This is a genomic window from Streptomyces omiyaensis (assembly GCF_014650895.1).
Taxonomy (GTDB): Bacteria; Actinomycetota; Actinomycetes; order Streptomycetales; family Streptomycetaceae; genus Streptomyces; species Streptomyces omiyaensis.
The window spans coordinates 342,359-358,343 of record NZ_BMVV01000004.1 but is presented as its reverse complement, the minus strand read 5'-3'; the positions used below and the strand labels follow the sequence as shown (position 1 = coordinate 358,343).

Below are 15,985 nucleotides of genomic sequence, written 5' to 3'. Positions count from 1 at the left end.
GCCCTCCGGCGAGCCCTTCGAGACAAGGTGCCCCATCATGCGCACGCTTCTGATCGACAACTACGACTCGTTCACCCACAACCTGTTCCAGTACATCGGCGAGGCGACCGGGCAGCCCCCCGTCGTCGTGACCAACGACGCCGACTGGTCGCGGCTGTCCGTCGAGGACTTCGACGCGGTCGTCGTGTCCCCGGGCCCCGGCAGCCCCGACCGGGAACGGGACTTCGGGATCAGCCGCCAGGCGATTACCGACAGCGGCCTGCCCGTCCTCGGCGTCTGCCTCGGCCACCAGGGCATCGCCCACCTCTTCGGCGCGGCCGTCGGTCTCGCCCCGGAACCCATGCACGGCCGCGTCTCCGAAGTGCGGCACACCGGCGAGGACGTCTTCCGGGGCCTCCCCTCGCCGTTCACCGCCGTGCGCTACCACTCCCTGGCCGCTACCGGCCTCCCCGACGAGCTGGAACCCCTCGCCTGGAGCGACGACGGCGTCGTCATGGGCCTGCGGCACCGCGAGAAGCCGCTGTGGGGCGTCCAGTTCCACCCGGAGTCGATCGGCAGCGACTTCGGCCGGGAGATCATGGCCAACTTCCGCGACCTCGCCCTCGCCCACCACCGGGCAGGGCGCGACGCGGCCGACTCCCTGTACGAACTCCACGTGCGCCGCGTCGACGTGCTGCCGGACGCCGAAGAGGTACGCCGCGGCTGCCTGCCCGGCGAGGGCGCCACGTTCTGGCTGGACAGCAGCTCCGTCCTCGAAGGCGCCTCGCGCTTCTCGTTCCTCGGCGACGACCGCGGCCCGCTCGCCGAGTACCTCACCTACCGCGTCGCCGACGGCGTCGTCTCCGTCCGCGGCTCCGACGGCACCACGACCCGGACGCGGCGCCCCTTCTTCAGCTACCTGGAGGAGCAGCTCGAACGCCGGCGGGTCCCCGTTGCCCCCGAGCTGCCCTTCGAGTTCAACCTCGGCTACGTCGGCTACCTCGGCTACGAGCTGAAGGCGGAGACCACCGGCGACCCCGCGCACCGGTCCCCGCACCCCGACGCCGCGCTCCTCTTCGCCGACCGCGCCATCGCCCTCGACCACCAGGAAGGCTGCTGCTACCTGCTGGCCCTCGACCGCCGGGGCCACGACGACGGTGCCCGCGCCTGGCTGCGGGAGACGGCCGAGACCCTCACCGGGCTGGCCGTCCGCACCCCGGCCGAGCCGACCCCCGCCATGGTCTTCGGGGTCCCCGAGGCGGCGGCGGGCTTCGGCCCCCTGGCCCGCGCGCGCCACGACAAGGACGCGTACCTCAAGCGCATCGACGAGTGCCTCAAGGAGATCCGCAACGGCGAGTCGTACGAGATCTGCCTGACCAACATGGTCACCGCGCCGACCGAGGCGACTGCGCTGCCGCTCTACTCCGCGCTGCGCGCCATCAGTCCCGTCCCGTACGGCGCCCTGCTGGAGTTCCCCGAGCTGTCGGTGCTCAGTGCCTCGCCCGAGCGGTTCCTCACGATCGGCGCGGACGGCGGCGTCGAGTCCAAGCCCATCAAGGGGACCCGCCCCCGGGGCGGCACCGCGGAGGAGGACGAGCGGCTCCGCGCCGACCTGGCCAGCCGGGAGAAGGACCGGGCCGAGAACCTGATGATCGTCGACCTGGTCCGCAACGACCTCAACAGCGTCTGCGCGATCGGCTCCGTCCACGTGCCCCGGCTCTTCGAGGTGGAGACCTACGCGCCCGTGCACCAGCTGGTGTCGACCATACGGGGACGGCTGCGGCCCGGCACGAGCACCGCCGCCTGCGTACGCGCCGCCTTCCCCGGCGGCTCCATGACCGGCGCGCCCAAGAAGCGCACCATGGAGATCATCGACCGCCTGGAGGAAGGCCCGCGGGGCGTCTACTCCGGGGCGCTCGGATGGTTCGCCCTCGGCGGCGCCGCCGACCTCAGCATCGTCATCCGCACCATCGTGCTGGCCGACGGCCGGGCGGAGTTCGGCGTCGGCGGGGCGATCGTGTCCCTCTCCGACCAGGAGGAGGAGTTCACCGAGACCGTGGTCAAGGCCCGCGCCATGGTCACCGCCCTCGACGGCAGCGCCGTGGCGGGCGCCCGATGAGCGGCTTCCCCCGGAGCGTCGTCGTCGGCGGCAGCGGAGCGGTGGGCGGCATGTTCGCCGAGCTGCTGCGGAAGGCGGGCAGCCACACGCTCGTCGTCGACCTCGTACCGCCGCCGGGACGGCAGGACGCCTGTCTGGTGGGCGACGTCACCGCGCCCGGACCCGAGCTCGCGGCCGCCCTCCGGGACGCGGACCTCGTCCTGCTCGCCGTACACGAGGACGTGGCCCTCAAGGCCGTGGCGCCCGTGACCCGGCTCATGCGGCCGGGCGCGCTGCTCGCCGACAGCCTGTCCGTCCGGACGGGCATGGCCGCGGAGCTCGCGGCCCACGCCCCCGGCGTCCAGCACGTGGGCCTCAACCCGATGTTCGCCCCCGCCGCCGGCATGATCAGCCGGCCCGTGGCCGCCGTGGTCACCAGGGACGGGCCGGGCGTCACGGCCCTGCTGCGGCTCGTCGAGAGCGGCGGCGGCAGACCCGTACGGCTCACGGCGGAGGAGCACGACCGGACGACGGCCGTCACCCAGGCCCTGACGCACGCCGTGATCCTCTCCTTCGGGCTCGCCCTCGCCCGCCTCGGCGTCGACGTCCGGACCCTGACGGCGACGGCACCGCCGCCCCACCAGGTGCTGCTCGCCCTCCTGGCCCGCGTGCTCGGCGGCACCCCCGAGGTGTACGGGGACATCCAGCGGTCCAACCCCCGGGCGGCGTCCGCGCGCCGGGCGCTCGCCGAGGCCCTGCGCTCCTTCGTCTCGCTGGTCGGCGACGACCCGGACCGCGCCGGCGCCCCCGACCCCGCCGGCGACCCCGGCCATCCCCGGGGAAACGACGGCGCCGGGGACCTCGACGGCGTCTTCGAGGAGCTCCGCCGGCTCATGGGACCGGAGCTCGCGGCGGGCCAGGACCACTGCCAGGAGCTGTTCCGCACCCTCCACCGCACCGACGACGAAGGCGAGAAGGACCGATGACCGAGCACAACGAGCTGCAGCGGCTGCGCGCGGAGCTCGACGCCCTCGACGGGACGCTCCTGGACACGGTGCGGCGCCGCATCGACCTCGGTGTCCGCATCGCGCGGCACAAGTCACGGCACGGGGTCCCGATGATGCAGCCCGGCCGGGTCAGCCTGGTCAAGGACAGGGCCGCCCGTTACGCCGCCGACCACGGCCTCGACGAGGCGTTCCTGGTGAACCTCTACGACGCGATCATCACGGAGATGTGCCGCGTCGAGGACCTGGTGATGAGCCGGGAGAGCCTCACGGCCGAGGACCGGCGTTGACCCCGCCGGCCCGGACCACTCCGTACGACCCCCACCACAGCCCTGCCGGCGGTGTTCCGACGAGGGCGGAGGAGACCACGATGCACGCGACCACGACGCTCGCGGCCCTGACCGGGCGGACGGCGGCACAACAGCCCTACTGGCCCGACCCGGACGCCGTCGACACGGTGGAGCGGGAGCTGGCCGGACTGCCCGTCCTCACCCCCGAGGACGAGGTCGTCGACCTGATGAACGGGATGGCGCTGGTCGCCCGCGGCGCGGCGCTCCTCATCCAGGGCGGCGACTGCGCCGAACGCTTCCACGAGGCCGTACCCGACCTGGTCCGGCGCAAGGTCGACAACCTCCAGGGCCTCGCCGCGATCATGCGGGCCGGCAGCGGGCTGCCCGCGGTGGCCCTTGGCCGGATCGCCGGCCAGTACGGGAAGCCGCGCTCCTCGCCGTTCGAGACCGAGGAGTCGGGCTCGGGCCGCAAGATGCCCAGCTACTGCGGCGACGCCGTCAACGAGCCCGAGTTCCAACCGGCCGCCAGGACCCCGGAACCCCGCAGGCTCCTCACCGCGTACACCTGCTCGCAGATCGTCCTCGACGAGATCCGGCGCTCCTGGTCGGGACGGCCCGTCCTGGAACGGGTCCACACCTCCCACGAGTTGCTGCTGCTGCCGTACGAACGACCGTTGGTGCGCGAGGGCGCCCACGGTACGTACAGCGGTTCCGCGCACTTCGGCTGGATCGGCGAGCGCACCCGTCGGGAGGACGGCGCGCACGTCGCCCTGGCTCAGGCCGTGCACAACCCCGTCGGTGTCAAGCTGGGGCCGACGGTGTCGCCGGAGGACGCGGTCGCCCTGAGCCGGTCGCTGAACCCGGAGGGCGTACCGGGACGGCTGACGTTCATCGTACGCTTCGGCGCCAAGGAGGTGGAGGAGCTCCTGCCGCCGGTCGTCCGGGCGGTCGCCCGCCACGGCGCACCGGTCGTCTGGCTCTGCGACCCGATGCACGGCAACGGGCTGAAGCTGGCCGGTCACAAGACCCGGCTGATCGAGCCGATGCGGGCCGAGACCGCCGCCTTCGTACGGACGCTCCGGGAGCACGGGCAGTGGCCCGCGGGTCTCCACCTGGAGCTCACCCCGGACCCGGTCACCGAATGCGTGTCGGAGTTCGACCGGCCGCCGCGGTTCACGGACTACCGGTCCACCTGCGACCCCCGGCTGAACCCCGAGCAGTCGGCGGACATGGTCACCCATTTCCTCTCCCTGTTCTGACCGGGTCCCGTGCCGTCCACCCCGGACGGCCGGTGGCCCGCCCCCACGAGAGGGACGGGCCACCGGAGACGGGACGGACCGGAAGGACGGACCGTGAGGACGGACCGGAAGGACCTTGCGGACGGTCAGGACGGACGGTCAGGAACGGGCCTCCACCGGGCGCCCGGTGGGCGGGTTCTCCGTGGCGGCGGCCTCGGCCTTGGCGCCGGTGACGCCGGCGGCCCGGGCCACCCCCGCCAGGACGAGCGCGGTGGCGACGAGCACGGCGCTCACCACCAGCGGCGAGCGGTAACCGAACTCGGCGCCCAGGGCGAGACCGCCCAGGGCGGGCCCGGCGGCGGCGCCGACGTTCAGCGCGGCGGTGGCGAAGCCACCGGCGAGCGTGGGGGCGTCCGACGCCGTGTAGAGGGCCTGCGCGATCAGCGTGGAGCCCACGCCGAACGACAGCGCGCCCTGGATGAAAACGAGGACGAGCGCCACGACCGGGTTCGCGGCCGTAAGGGCGAACACCAGCCAGCCGGCGAGGAGGACCGCACCACCGACCGCGAGGACCTGGCCGGGACGGGTGTCCGCGAGCCGGCCGCCGACGTTGACCCCCACGAAGGATCCGATGCCGAACAGCGCGAGCGCGGCCGGCACCCAACCGGAGCTCAGTTCCGTCACGTTGGTGATGACCGGCGCGAGGTACGTGAACGAGCAGAACGTCGCGCCGTTGACCAGTGCCCCGAGCAGCAGCGTCACGCCCACCTTGGGCGTGCGGAGCGCCCGCAGTTCGTGGCGAACGCTGGGAGCCGCGGGGTCGACGGGCGTCGCCGGCACGGACCACAGCACCGCGAAGACCGCGGGGGCGGAGATGATCGCGACCCCCCAGAACGCCGAGCGCCAGCCCCAGACCTCGCTGAGGACGGCGCCGAGCGGGACGCCGGCGATGCAGGCGAGGGTGACGCCGCTGAGCAGGATCGACGTCGCCCGGCCCTTGGCCTGCGGCCCGGCCATGCTCGCCGCGGTGGCGAGGCCGACGGCGAGGAAGCCCGCGTTGGCCAGTGCGGCGATCACCCGCGTGACGAAGAGGACTTCGAAGCTGCTCGTGAGAGCGCCGACGACGTGGGCGAGGAGGAACGTGATGAGGAAGGCGAGCAGCGCCCGGCGGCGCGGCCAGCGCAGGCTCAGCATCGCGACCAGCGGTGCGCCGATGATCATTCCGACGGCGAAGGCCGAGGTGAGTGAGCCGACGGCCTGGAGGGACACGCCGAAATCGGCGGCCATGTCCTCCACGAGGCCGGACAGCATGAATTCCGACGTTCCCTGGGCGAATACGGCCAGCCCGAGAACGTAGATGGCGAATGGCATGAAAAGGCTCCAACTACATCGCAGAAAGAGGAGACGCGACGCAGGACTAAAGGCCGTGCGTGGCGTGGGAGACGTCCCGGAGAGATCCGGGCGTGATCCCGCGATGCGGTTGATCCGTGGCGAATGCGCGACGCGCTGCTCGGCGGCAGAGGCCGGGGGAAGCAGGGTCGTCAGAGGGTTACGCGATCAGCCACCGGATCACCGGTGGCTCGCTTCTTTCCGCCTCAGGACTCGACATACCTCTCAACATAGCAACGCCCGGAACGTCATGTCTAACGACTTGGACACCCCCGGCGCGGAGAAGGAGTGTTCATGACGACCCACCAGACAGCCATGATCATGATGGGGCTCGCGGTGGTCCTCGCACTGGCGCACGTGCTCGGGCGCCTCGCACGGCGATGCGGCCAGCCGGCCGTCCTCGGCGAGATCCTCGCCGGCATCCTGCTCGGTCCGACGCTGTTCCACGGCGCACTCTCGGACGCGGTGTTCCCCACGGACGTCCGGCCGATGCTCAGCACGCTGGGAAACCTCGGCGTCGCGCTGTTCATGTTTCTCGTCGGCCTCGAACTCGACCACCGGCTGCTGCGCGGGAACAAGCGCGCCGCGGTAGGGGTGTCCGTGGGATCGATCGTCTGCTCGTTCGGACTCGGCGCGGCGCTGGCGGTGTGGCTGTGGAACGCCCACCCGGCCGGCGACCGGCTCGGCTTCGTGCTGTTCCTCGGCGCCGCCATGTCCATCACGGCCTTCCCGGTCCTCGCCCGCATCCTCACCGACCGGGGCATCCAGCACACGCGGGTCGGCGCGCTGGCGATGGCGAGCGCGGCCGCCGGGGACGTCGTCGCGTGGCTGCTGCTCGCGGCCGTCCTCACCTTCACGGGCAGCCAGAGCTCCTGGCAGGTGCTCCTCGTCCTGCCGTACGCCGTGGCCATGGTCTCCGTGGTACGGCCGCTCCTCGGCAGGTTCCTGGCCGCCCGCGAGCCGGCCGGAACGGGCGTGGCCGGGCGCGGGCAGGGCACGGACCGGCCGGGGGCGGGCGAGCGCGGGCCGGGGGGCGGGCCGCTCGGGGTCCTCACGGTGCTGCTGCTCGTCTCCGGCGCGCTGAGCGAATGGTTCGGACTGCACTTCATCTTCGGCGCGTTCCTCGCGGGCGCGATCGTGCCGCGCAAGGGCACGGAGCGGCTGCGCGCGGCGGTCGCCGACCGGTTCGAGGCGGTCACCTGGATGCTGCTGCCCGCGTACTTCACCGTCGCCGGGCTGCAGGTGGACCTGAGCACGGTCGACGCGGACGGACTCGGCGAGCTCGGCCTGATCCTCCTCGTGGCGGTCGGCGGCAAGTTCGGCGGCGCCTACCTCGGAGCGCGGGCCACGGGCAGGCCCGGACGGTCCGCGACGACACTGGGCATCCTCATGAACACCCGCGGCCTCACCGAACTCATCATCCTCGGCGTCGGCCTGCAACTGGGGCTGCTCGACACGGACCTGTACTCCCTGATGGTCGTCATGGCCCTCGTCACCACCGCCATGACCGCGCCCCTGCTGCGCTGGGCGTACCCGCGCCAGATGGTCGACGCGGACCTGCGGGAGCTGGCCGCCGAGTGGGAGGCCGCGGTGCCGCGCCCCCAGGCCGCCCGCGCCGTGGGCGGGAAGCCGTCGGGGGCGAAGCGGTGACGCCGACGCTCCTGACCGGGCTCGTACCGGAAGCGGCGCTGACCGCCGAGGAGTTCGGGGACGTCCCGGACGCCTGGATCTTCCCGGAGGAGGCGGCCGTGCTGAGCCGGGCGGCCGACCGCCGGCGCCGGGAGTTCGCCACCGTACGGCACTGCGCGCGGCTCGCCCTGACCTCCCTCGGCCGGCCCGCCGGGCCGATGGTGCCGGGCGAGCGGGGCGCGCCGAGCTGGCCGGAGGGCGTGGTGGGGTCGATGACCCACTGCGACGGCTACCGCGCGGCCGCCGTGTCCCGCCGGATCGACGTCGCCGCCCTCGGCATCGACGCCGAACCCCACGCACCGCTTCCGCCGGGCGTGCTCCGGCGGATCGCGTCGTCCACCGAGCGGGCCCACCTGACCGAGCTGTCCCGCGCCCGGCCCGCGCTCCACTGGGACCGGCTGTTCTTCAGCGCCAAGGAGTCGGTGTACAAGGCGTGGTTCCCGCTGACCGGGACCTGGCTGGACTTCCGCGAGGCCGAGCTGGTCCTCGACCCGTACCGGCAGACCTTCCGCGCCCGTCTCCTGCGCACCGGACACGACGACGAGGGGCGACCACTCCACACCCTGCACGGCCGGTGGCGGGTCGGCCGCCGGCTCGTCGTCACCGCCGTCGCCCACCGGGTGGCGGCCGCCACGCTGGGCGGAGCGGACACCGCCACCACGGCCGGCCGGCGCTAATGCCCGACTTTCGGATCGGGCCGGTCCCGCGTCCGGCCAGGCGCTGGGGCCTGTCCCTCGGATCGGGCCGGTCCCGCGTCCGGCCAGGCGCTGGGGCCTGTCCCTCGGATCGGGCCGGGCCTGCGTCCGGCCGGCGCTGGGGCGTGTCCCTCGGATCAGGCGGGGCCCGCGTCCGGCCGGCGCTCGCTTCCGGGCGCGGCGTGGTCGGTCAGGGAGTCCTCGACGCACCGCAGTTCCCTGGCCGTCCCCCTGAGGTCGTCCGCGCAGGCGGACAGGATGTCGGCCACCGCGCTCCGGCCGTGCAGGGGGATGGTCGGGGCGAGGCGCTTCCACTCCTCGGTGGTCCGCAGCTGCGCGTGCAGGCGCTGCAGGACCAGCCGTCCGCTCTCGCTGAGCCGGAGCGAGGGGTCGTTGCGGAGCCCGTCGAAGAGGGTGATGCGGCGGGCGAGGTCGGGCGCGCCCCCTCGGCCCGTACGGTCCTCGTCCGGTGAGGGCGGCGCGGCGGCGGGATCGGCGAGTGGAGCGTCGGCACGGCGTCCATCGGGAACCGCCGGCCGCCCCTCGGCCAGCCGGTGGCGCACGTCGCGGGCGGTGCCCACGGAGATCCCGGCCTGCCGGGCGATCTCCCGCAGCGAGGCGTCCGGATTCCGCCGGATGACCTCGGCCGCCGCCCGGCGGCCCTCCGCCGTGGTGGACGGGCGGACCCGGCCGTCCCGCCCCACCCGCGCCTCCGGCCGCGCGTCCGGGTCGGCGATGTCCCGGCGCAGGGCGCCAACGCCGGTGGCGCTCCAGCCGGTCCGCTCGGCGATGCTGCGGTCGGACCAGTGGGGGTGGGTACGTAATATCCGCAGCGCCGCCTGCTTCCGCTCGTCGCTGGAGAGCGGGAGCCCGTGCCGCGTGTTGGACTCCACGGCGAGCAGGAAGGCCGCCTGCTCGTCGCCCTCGAACCAGCGCGCGCCGATGGTGTCCATGTTGCGCAGCTTCGCGGCCCGCACCCGGTGCATGCCGTCGATGACCCGCAGGGTCGCCCGGTGCACCAGGATCGGGGGGAACTCCGTCTCGCTCTCCGCGAGCGCCCGTACGTGCGCCTGGTCGAGCGCGAAGCGCGGCGAGTCGGCCGGCAGCAGGGTGTGGATGTCGATGTCGAAGGTCGACGCCTGTCGTAGGTCCGAAATCGTGGACATCAATGCCTCCAGGAACGCACGTCATCGATGGCTGAAAAGGTCGTGCGCCTCCGCCGGCGCGGGCGCGACGGAGCGGCGCGGGAAGGCGAGGCGGCGGCGCGGGGGAGGGGAACCACCGCGGGGAGCGCGCGGGGATCACAAGTGAGGAGTGGGGGGTGAGGGTGTGGGGGGCAACGGGAAAACGGGGCCACGGGGCAACGGGCCGGGAAGGCGGCGGGTCAGTGCACGACGGGTGGGTACGGAGCCGTACGGGGCACGGCGGCGTCGGCCGCGATGCCGGCGGAGCCGACTCTCCGCGGGGCCACGGCGACCCGTGGGCGGTCGGCGCTCGACCGGTGCACCCACCGATCCTGCGTCTCACGCGGCTGCACCATGCGTTCGCGATCCTTTCGAGGGATGGGCGACGCCTCGTCGGCGACCGTAGCCGAAATGTGACGCTAAGCCAGCGCATGATCAGGCGTCAACATGTCCGCTGACGTGGACAACCTCGTCCGCCTCGACACGTGTCCTGAATCTTTCTTGTCCGCTCCTGCGGACGGGGGATACACATGGTCCGAACCCTCTGCGGGGTCTTCGGGAGGGATGGTTAGCATGACGGGGGAACCGGCGCACGGCGACGGAGTACGGCCGCTGCTGCGGAAGTTCGACCAGCGGCTCACCGAACTGATCCACGCGGTCTACCCCGACGAACAGCAGCGGCCCGGATACGCCCGCCTCGCCAGGGAGATCAGCGCGGCGACCGGCGGCTCCATCTCGGGGACGTACCTGTGGGAACTCGCCACGGGCAAGAAGCGCAACATCACCCTCGAACAGCTCGACGTCCTCGCCCAGTTCTTCGGGGTGCCCCCGGAGTACTTCCTCAACGAGGAGGTGTCGCAGCGGGTGCAGGCCCAGCTGGCGCTCGCCACCGCCCTGAGGGACGCCAAGGTGCGCAGTCTGGCGATGCGTGCCTCGGGGCTCTCGCCCGCGAGTCTCGACTCCCTGCTGACCATCGTGAACGAGACGCGGAAGGTGCAGAACCTTCCCGAGGTCGAACCCCAGGGCGGCGGGCAGGGGCGCCGGAGCAGACGCGGAGACGACGGCCAGGCGATGAAGGACGCCCTGTTACCCGAGAACGAGGAGCGGTAGGTGCTGCGATCCCTCACCCTGCATCGGCGCTGCCGGAAGCTCGCCGAAAAGGTGCGGCTCCCCGCGCCGTTCTCCATCGCGAGCTTCCGCGACCACGTCGCGGAGCAGCGGGGGCGGCCGCTGTACCTCCACCCGTTACCGCTCGAAGCCGCGTCCGCCGGCACCTGCGGCGTCTGGCTCGCGACCGCCGCGGACGACCACATCTTCTACGAGCAGCACACCTCCGCGCTCCACCAGGAACACATCGTGCTCCACGAGTTCGGTCACATGCTCTTCGACCACCGCCTGGCGGCCGGCCGGCCGGCCGAGGACGCGGCCCTGCGCGCGGTCCTGCCGGACCTCGATCCGAGGCTGATCGGACGCCTCTTCGGGCGGACCAACTACACCACCCTCCAGGAGCGCGAGGCCGAACTGCTCGCGAGCCTCCTGCGCACCGGGGCGGACCAGCCGCCGCGCCGCGAACCAGACGGCCCGCTCGCCAGCCTGAGCGCGGCCCTCGGGGTCGAGCACCCGGGGTGCTGAGCTCGTATCTGACCGGGTTCGGCACGTGGCTCGCGTACCCCGGCTGCCTCTGCATCTGTATCGCCGCGCTCCTGCGCGCGGCGCCGTCGCTGCGCTCCGCCGACCAGCGCGGGCTGTGGCTGGCGGTGGCCACGGCGGGCGTGGCGATGGTCCTCGACCTGCCCGTCGTCACCGGGACGGCACGGGATCTGACCGGCACCGGCCACGCCGTCGACCTGGTGCGGAACCTCACCGGCGTCGTCTCGGCGGGCGCCGTCCTGTTCTTCGTCTCGGCCCCCGTCGGAAGCCGACGATTACGGGCCGGACTCTTCGGCGCCACCGGCACGGTGATGGTCGTCCTGACGGTCCTCGACCTCACCGCCCCGGCGCATCCCGCCCACTCGGTGATCGCGGCCGGCGGCCCGGCGCCGTCCTTCGCCTACTGGCTGACGCTGATCGGGACGCACATGGTGGCCAACGCCGTGTGTCTGATCGTCTGTTGCTGGTACGGGCTGCGCACCGACGACCGGCTGCTGGCAGCGGCCCTCTGGCTCTTCGCCGCGGGCACCGCGTTCGCCGGGCTGTTCTGGACCGGACGGCTGCTGCGGCTCGTCCTCGACGTGGAGTGGGTCTGGCCGTACCTCCCGCTCATGATCAACCTGCACGCGGTGCTGCGCGCGACGGCCATCCTCGTCCCGACCGTCGTCGCGCTGGTCCGAGCGGTGACCGACGCCCGCACGGTGTGGAGCCTCTGGCCCCTCTGGCACGCCCTGGTGGGCGCCGTCCCCCACGTCGTCCTGACCGGGCGCCGCACGAGACTGCTCGAACTCCTCTGGCCGCCGATCCCGCGGCGACTGCTCGCCTACCGCAAGCTCATCGAGATCCGGGACGCCATGCTGGAGCTCGACCACTACGTGCCGACGGGGCTCACGCTGCTGGCTCGCGACCACGTCCGGCGCCACGGTCTCACCCCCGCCCAGGCCGACGCGGCGGTCCTGGCCTGTGTGATGAAGGAGGCCCGCCGGGCCAAACTCGCGGGCGTCTCGCGCTGCGCCATGGAAGCAGAATCGTTTCCGCGCGGAGCCGCCCCCCTGCTCCTCACCCGCCAGGACCACCCGACGACCCTCACGGCCGAAAAGACCCACCTGATAGACCTGGCCCGCGCCTACACCTCACCCCCGGCCCGTTCCTTCGCCCCCACCCCATCAGGCCGTGGGGCAGCCTCAGCCCGGGGTGACTGAGGAACCCGCCCAGCTGGGCAGGCGCACAGGCACTTCGAGGCGCACGCCGAACGGACCGAGAGACCATGAGCAGCTCAACTGGAGGCTCGATACAGAGAGAGCCCTTCCCAACCTCTTGCCGATGATAGCTAGTTGGGCTGACAGTGCAGTGAAGCCCCTGGTAGATGGGTTTTCGACCAAGAGAACCATCTCCACCGAAGGTTTCGCATGCTTGTCTATCCGGCCGGGATCGACGTGTCCAGCTCCGCCCTGCGCCTCCTATCAGCTCAGGTGCGGCCCCCGCCGGCGTCGCGGCACCCGCTGGCGACGTTTGAGTGCCAGCTGCCACGCCCTGCTCGCGCTGGCCCATCTGCGGTGCGGGCACACCTGTGCCCAGCTCGCGGCCAGGTTCGGTGTCGGCACCACCACTGCCTACCGGTACATCGCCGAGGCCGTTGACGTTCTAGCCGGACTCGCTCCGGACCTGGCTGCCGCGGTGAAGACGGCGGCACGCAAGGCGTTCGTGATCCTCGACGGGACGTTGCTGCCGATCAACCGGATTGCCGCCGACCGCCCGTTCTACTGCGGGAGGCACAAGAGGCACGGCATGAATGTGCAGGTCATCGCTGATCCGCATGGCCGATTGCTGTGGGTCTCGCAGGCCTTGCCGGGCGCCGTCCACGACATCAAGGCGCCCGCACCCATGGCGTCATCGACACCCTCACCGACGCGGGCTTGGCCTGCTGGGCGGACAAGGGCTAGCAGGGTGCCGGCGGGACCGTCCGCTTGCCCTTGTCCGCGGCAGGTGGGAGCAGCTTTCCGCGGGTCAGCGAGCCTTCAATCTGTCCCATGCGCGCATCCGTGCTTAGACGTCATCTCATTTGGTGATGAGCATGAAGCCTGGCGATACGGAACGTGAGGCCCGAACCTGTGCCTCGTGCGAAGGGGGGCGAGCACACGTGTCCTGGACTCGTGCAGGCAGTGTTGGAAGGTGGCAGGTTCAGGGGGAGGTGAAATGCGTCAGCGGTGACGATGGCTGCCTTCGTCAGGGGGCCACCGGCCCGGAGCGGCTCGGTACGGCTGGAATCGCTGCTGCTTCGACGAGGCGGAGACGAAGGAGGGGCTCGCCCTGCAGGGATCGTCTAGGGTCCTGATCTCATGACATCGTTCCTCCGCCCGCCGCTTCTTCCCTCCGATGACCTCCTTCACCGCTTGCGGATGTCCTTTCCCGCCGCCGAGACCGAGCGGTCTGTGACCGCGGCGGGTGTCGAGGTCCTGGGCGTCCGCGTGCCGCGAGAGCAGGCTCGTACGGTGTGGGAGGAGTGGCGCGGCAGGCATGACCGGACCGGTTGGTGGCCGTACGTCACGTTGAGCCCGCCGAGTGATGCGACGGAGTGGCACGATCATGCGGCGTGGGATGCCGGCGTGCTGGAGCGGTGGGTCGGCGAAGCCGCGTCTCAGGACCACGACGCGAAGGCGGCGTCCATAGTGGTGTCGGCCTGCCGGTGGGCGGTGGAGGAGGTCGCCAACGTGGACGACGATTTCGACCTCTGGCGGTCCGACTACGACCCCGACCGGCTGGCACCCCTACTCGCACCGGCCGTGGAGCGGCCGCTGCAGGGAGTGTCGCAGTGGGCGACCGGTACCCGGGACTTCTTCGAGAAGGACTGGCGGTGGGTGAATTTCGTGGCCGCGCGCGGTGGCTACGAGGTTCCGGTGCTTCTGCCGCGTGTCTACACGACGTGGGGCTGGGCCGGGTACGGCGACCGCAGCCTGACGCCCCTCGACACCTCCGCGCTCCTGCGCCGCTGGCACGAGCAGTGGGGCGCCGAGCTCTTCTTCGCCAACGGCTCCTACCTGGAGCTGGTCGTCGACCGGCCGCCCCTGGACCCGCGGGGCGCCGCGCAGGCCGCCGCGGAGCTGCGCGCCTACTGCCACGACACCGTGGACGACGCGGTGAAGACCGGCGACACGATGGCCCGCTCGACGATGTGGTCACTCTGGTGGGACTGAACCAGAGCGCAGGACCTCGTGGGGCGGTGCGCGGCTGACGGCCGCGCACCGCCGTCGTGTCAGTGCGGCAGGTCCTCGGACGGGAAGCAGATCTTCCGGTCGCTCCTGCAGATCTCCGCCTCGGGGTCGATGGGCCCGTAGGCACGGTCGATCGTTAGGAAGGTGACCATGCGACCGGAGGGAAACCTCGCGACCGCCTGATGCACCGGCCCCGTCCCCTTGCTGCGCTTGACGTGGTCGAAACGCTTCGGACCGCCCTCGGCGATCACGAAGCCCACGACGCGGACCTCGTCGTTGTTTTCCCCGTTGGTCACCCGGTCAGGCTCGCCCCAGATCGTGAAGAGCAGTCCGGGCGCCGGCGGCTCCTCAGGGAGCTGGCCGCAGCTGAGCGAGCTGTATCCTTCCCGGATCTTGCCGTAGCAGAAGGTGCGCCCGTCGGACATCCAGGCCAGATCCCCGTTCTTGGCATCCAGGCGACGGATCACGACCACCTCGTCGGCCGGTGGAACCTTGTGTCCTGCCGGCATCTGGATCGCGAACGCCTCCTGCAGGAAAGCATGATCACGGCCGCTGACCGCCGCCTGGCCCAGCGGCCGCGCCGGCATCTTGTCGTACGGCCGCTGGGTGACCGCCGAGGGTGTCGTGACCGAGGACTTCACTGCTGCGGGCTTTGAGGAGTCCCGCGGCTGTTCCGTCCCCGACGTACAGCCAGCCGATGTCACCAGCAGCGTGGCGGCGGCGCTCATGAGAATCCGTTGTCTCAAGACACTTCCCCCCGGGCGTAAGGCTCTTGTCCGCAGACGATAGCGCTGAGCGGATGATCAGCCCGGCCTATTTGGGCCGTCGGCGGCTGAGTGGCCGGCAGGCCGTGCCGGGGATCGTCGAGCGGCTGGTACCGGACGAATCGGGGGAGCTATTTCCGAGGGTCGGCGGGCTCCTTCAACACCGTTGCGCGGGCCCGATGACCGTGAGGCCCACCTGCGCGGCGAGCCAGTGGGCATACGGCTCGTTTGTCTGGCGGCCGTCGAAGACGGCACTGCGTACATGGACGAGGACGGTGTGGTCATCGGTGGGTTCATCGAGCTCGCGGGTGCAGGTGTTGAAGAGGAGTGTCACTTCGGCGTGCTTGGACTCGCCGTGGAATCCGGCCTCGGGAGCGGCCGGCCATTGCAGCGCATCCCAATTGATCAAGCCCACGTTCGTACCGATCGCCGCGGTGAGATCCGCCTCGATACTGCCGATCGGCAGGTTCCACACCTCCCACTCCACCGGCAGCCGTCCCTCGAACGCGGCTTCCTCGGCCGGCAAGCCGCTCGCCTCGACGCCGACGACGAGAGCAGGCTGGTCCTCGAACGGCACCCCTTCGAATTCGTCCGGTTCAGATGCCCCGCAGAACCGTCCCTGGGACATGGCCTTCGCCATCCGCCGCACCTCGGCGACGGAAGAAAGCTCCGCGTACGCGGAAACCTCGGAATGCTCGCAGCGGCCGAACTCCATGAGACGGCGCGCGGTACGCAGGGCGAGTGCAGGGTCGGGGGTACGGAAGACGGGATAGGCAACATCGTTGGACATCCG

The 15,985-nt window shown here is 71.8% G+C and carries 14 protein-coding genes and 1 pseudogene; 11 read left to right on the top strand and 4 right to left on the bottom strand.

Translation table 11 applies throughout. The annotated features are described in order from the left end of the window. Positions 1 to 37: 37 nt before the first annotated feature. The 4 genes from pabB to IE287_RS09755 all read left to right on the top strand — a co-directional run bounded on the left by pabB (position 38) and on the right by IE287_RS09755 (position 4,630). Positions 38 to 2,098, top strand: coding sequence for an aminodeoxychorismate synthase component I (gene pabB, locus IE287_RS09770; protein ID WP_189848526.1), 2,061 nt, complete (start codon positions 38 to 40; stop codon positions 2,096 to 2,098). Continuing rightward, entirely contained in the window at positions 2,095 to 3,063 is a 969-nt protein-coding gene (gene cmlC, locus IE287_RS09765) for a 4-amino-4-deoxyprephenate dehydrogenase CmlC (protein WP_189848525.1), read from the top strand. The genes pabB and cmlC overlap by 4 nt, the downstream gene beginning before the upstream one ends. Further along, entirely contained in the window at positions 3,060 to 3,371 is a 312-nt protein-coding gene (gene cmlD / locus IE287_RS09760) for a 4-amino-4-deoxychorismate mutase CmlD (RefSeq protein WP_189848524.1), read from the top strand. The genes cmlC and cmlD overlap by 4 nt, the downstream gene beginning before the upstream one ends. Positions 3,372 to 3,451: 80 nt before the next feature. Continuing rightward, complete coding sequence (locus IE287_RS09755) at positions 3,452 to 4,630, top strand: 3-deoxy-7-phosphoheptulonate synthase (protein WP_189848523.1); 1,179 nt, start codon at positions 3,452 to 3,454, stop codon at positions 4,628 to 4,630. 138 nt (positions 4,631 to 4,768) lie between these two features. On the opposite strand, the gene IE287_RS09750 is transcribed toward IE287_RS09755, so the two are convergent. Then, positions 4,769 to 5,980, bottom strand: coding sequence for a Cmx/CmrA family chloramphenicol efflux MFS transporter (locus tag IE287_RS09750; RefSeq protein ID WP_189848522.1), 1,212 nt, complete (start codon positions 5,978 to 5,980; stop codon positions 4,769 to 4,771). Positions 5,981 to 6,292: 312 nt separating this feature from the next. Between IE287_RS09750 and IE287_RS09745 the strand changes: the two genes are divergently transcribed. Continuing rightward, positions 6,293 to 7,648 carry a cation:proton antiporter gene (locus IE287_RS09745; RefSeq protein WP_189848521.1) on the top strand — a complete coding sequence of 452 codons (1,356 nt, stop codon included), beginning with the start codon at positions 6,293 to 6,295 and terminating at the stop codon, positions 7,646 to 7,648. After that, on the top strand, positions 7,645 to 8,364 hold the full coding sequence (locus IE287_RS09740; RefSeq protein WP_189848520.1) for a 4'-phosphopantetheinyl transferase family protein: 720 nt from the start codon (positions 7,645 to 7,647) through the stop codon (positions 8,362 to 8,364). The genes IE287_RS09745 and IE287_RS09740 overlap by 4 nt, the downstream gene beginning before the upstream one ends. Positions 8,365 to 8,519: 155 nt before the next feature. Here the strand turns inward: IE287_RS09740 and IE287_RS09735 are convergent, their stop codons facing one another. Then, complete coding sequence (locus tag IE287_RS09735; RefSeq protein ID WP_189848519.1) at positions 8,520 to 9,548, bottom strand: ParB/RepB/Spo0J family partition protein; 1,029 nt, start codon at positions 9,546 to 9,548, stop codon at positions 8,520 to 8,522. A gap of 591 nt (positions 9,549 to 10,139) precedes the next feature. Between IE287_RS09735 and IE287_RS09730 the strand changes: the two genes are divergently transcribed. The 5 genes and pseudogenes from IE287_RS09730 to IE287_RS09710 all read left to right on the top strand — a co-directional run bounded on the left by IE287_RS09730 (position 10,140) and on the right by IE287_RS09710 (position 14,410). Next, positions 10,140 to 10,676 (top strand): hypothetical protein, encoded by a 537-nt coding sequence (locus tag IE287_RS09730; RefSeq protein WP_189848518.1) that lies wholly within the window; start codon positions 10,140 to 10,142, stop codon positions 10,674 to 10,676. Beyond that, entirely contained in the window at positions 10,677 to 11,198 is a 522-nt protein-coding gene (locus IE287_RS09725) for a hypothetical protein (protein WP_189848517.1), read from the top strand. Continuing rightward, the gene (locus IE287_RS09720; protein WP_189848516.1) at positions 11,192 to 12,418 is read left to right on the top strand and encodes an MAB_1171c family putative transporter; all 1,227 of its coding nucleotides are present in this window, start codon (positions 11,192 to 11,194) and stop codon (positions 12,416 to 12,418) included. The genes IE287_RS09725 and IE287_RS09720 overlap by 7 nt, the downstream gene beginning before the upstream one ends. Positions 12,419 to 12,625: 207 nt before the next feature. After that, positions 12,626 to 13,263 (top strand): annotated as a pseudogene (locus IE287_RS09715) (transposase family protein); the annotation flags it as partial. 559 nt (positions 13,264 to 13,822) lie between these two features. Then, on the top strand, positions 13,823 to 14,410 hold the full coding sequence (locus tag IE287_RS09710) for a DUF4253 domain-containing protein (RefSeq protein WP_189848515.1): 588 nt from the start codon (positions 13,823 to 13,825) through the stop codon (positions 14,408 to 14,410). Between the two features lie 59 nt (positions 14,411 to 14,469). On the opposite strand, the gene IE287_RS09705 is transcribed toward IE287_RS09710, so the two are convergent. Together IE287_RS09705 and IE287_RS09700 are read right to left on the bottom strand one after the other, a co-directional pair. Continuing rightward, positions 14,470 to 15,156, bottom strand: coding sequence for a hypothetical protein (locus tag IE287_RS09705; protein WP_229883372.1), 687 nt, complete (start codon positions 15,154 to 15,156; stop codon positions 14,470 to 14,472). Positions 15,157 to 15,349: 193 nt separating this feature from the next. Continuing rightward, positions 15,350 to 15,982, bottom strand: a complete 633-nt coding sequence (locus IE287_RS09700) for a hypothetical protein (protein ID WP_189848514.1) — start codon at positions 15,980 to 15,982, stop codon at positions 15,350 to 15,352. Positions 15,983 to 15,985 lie beyond the last annotated feature (3 nt).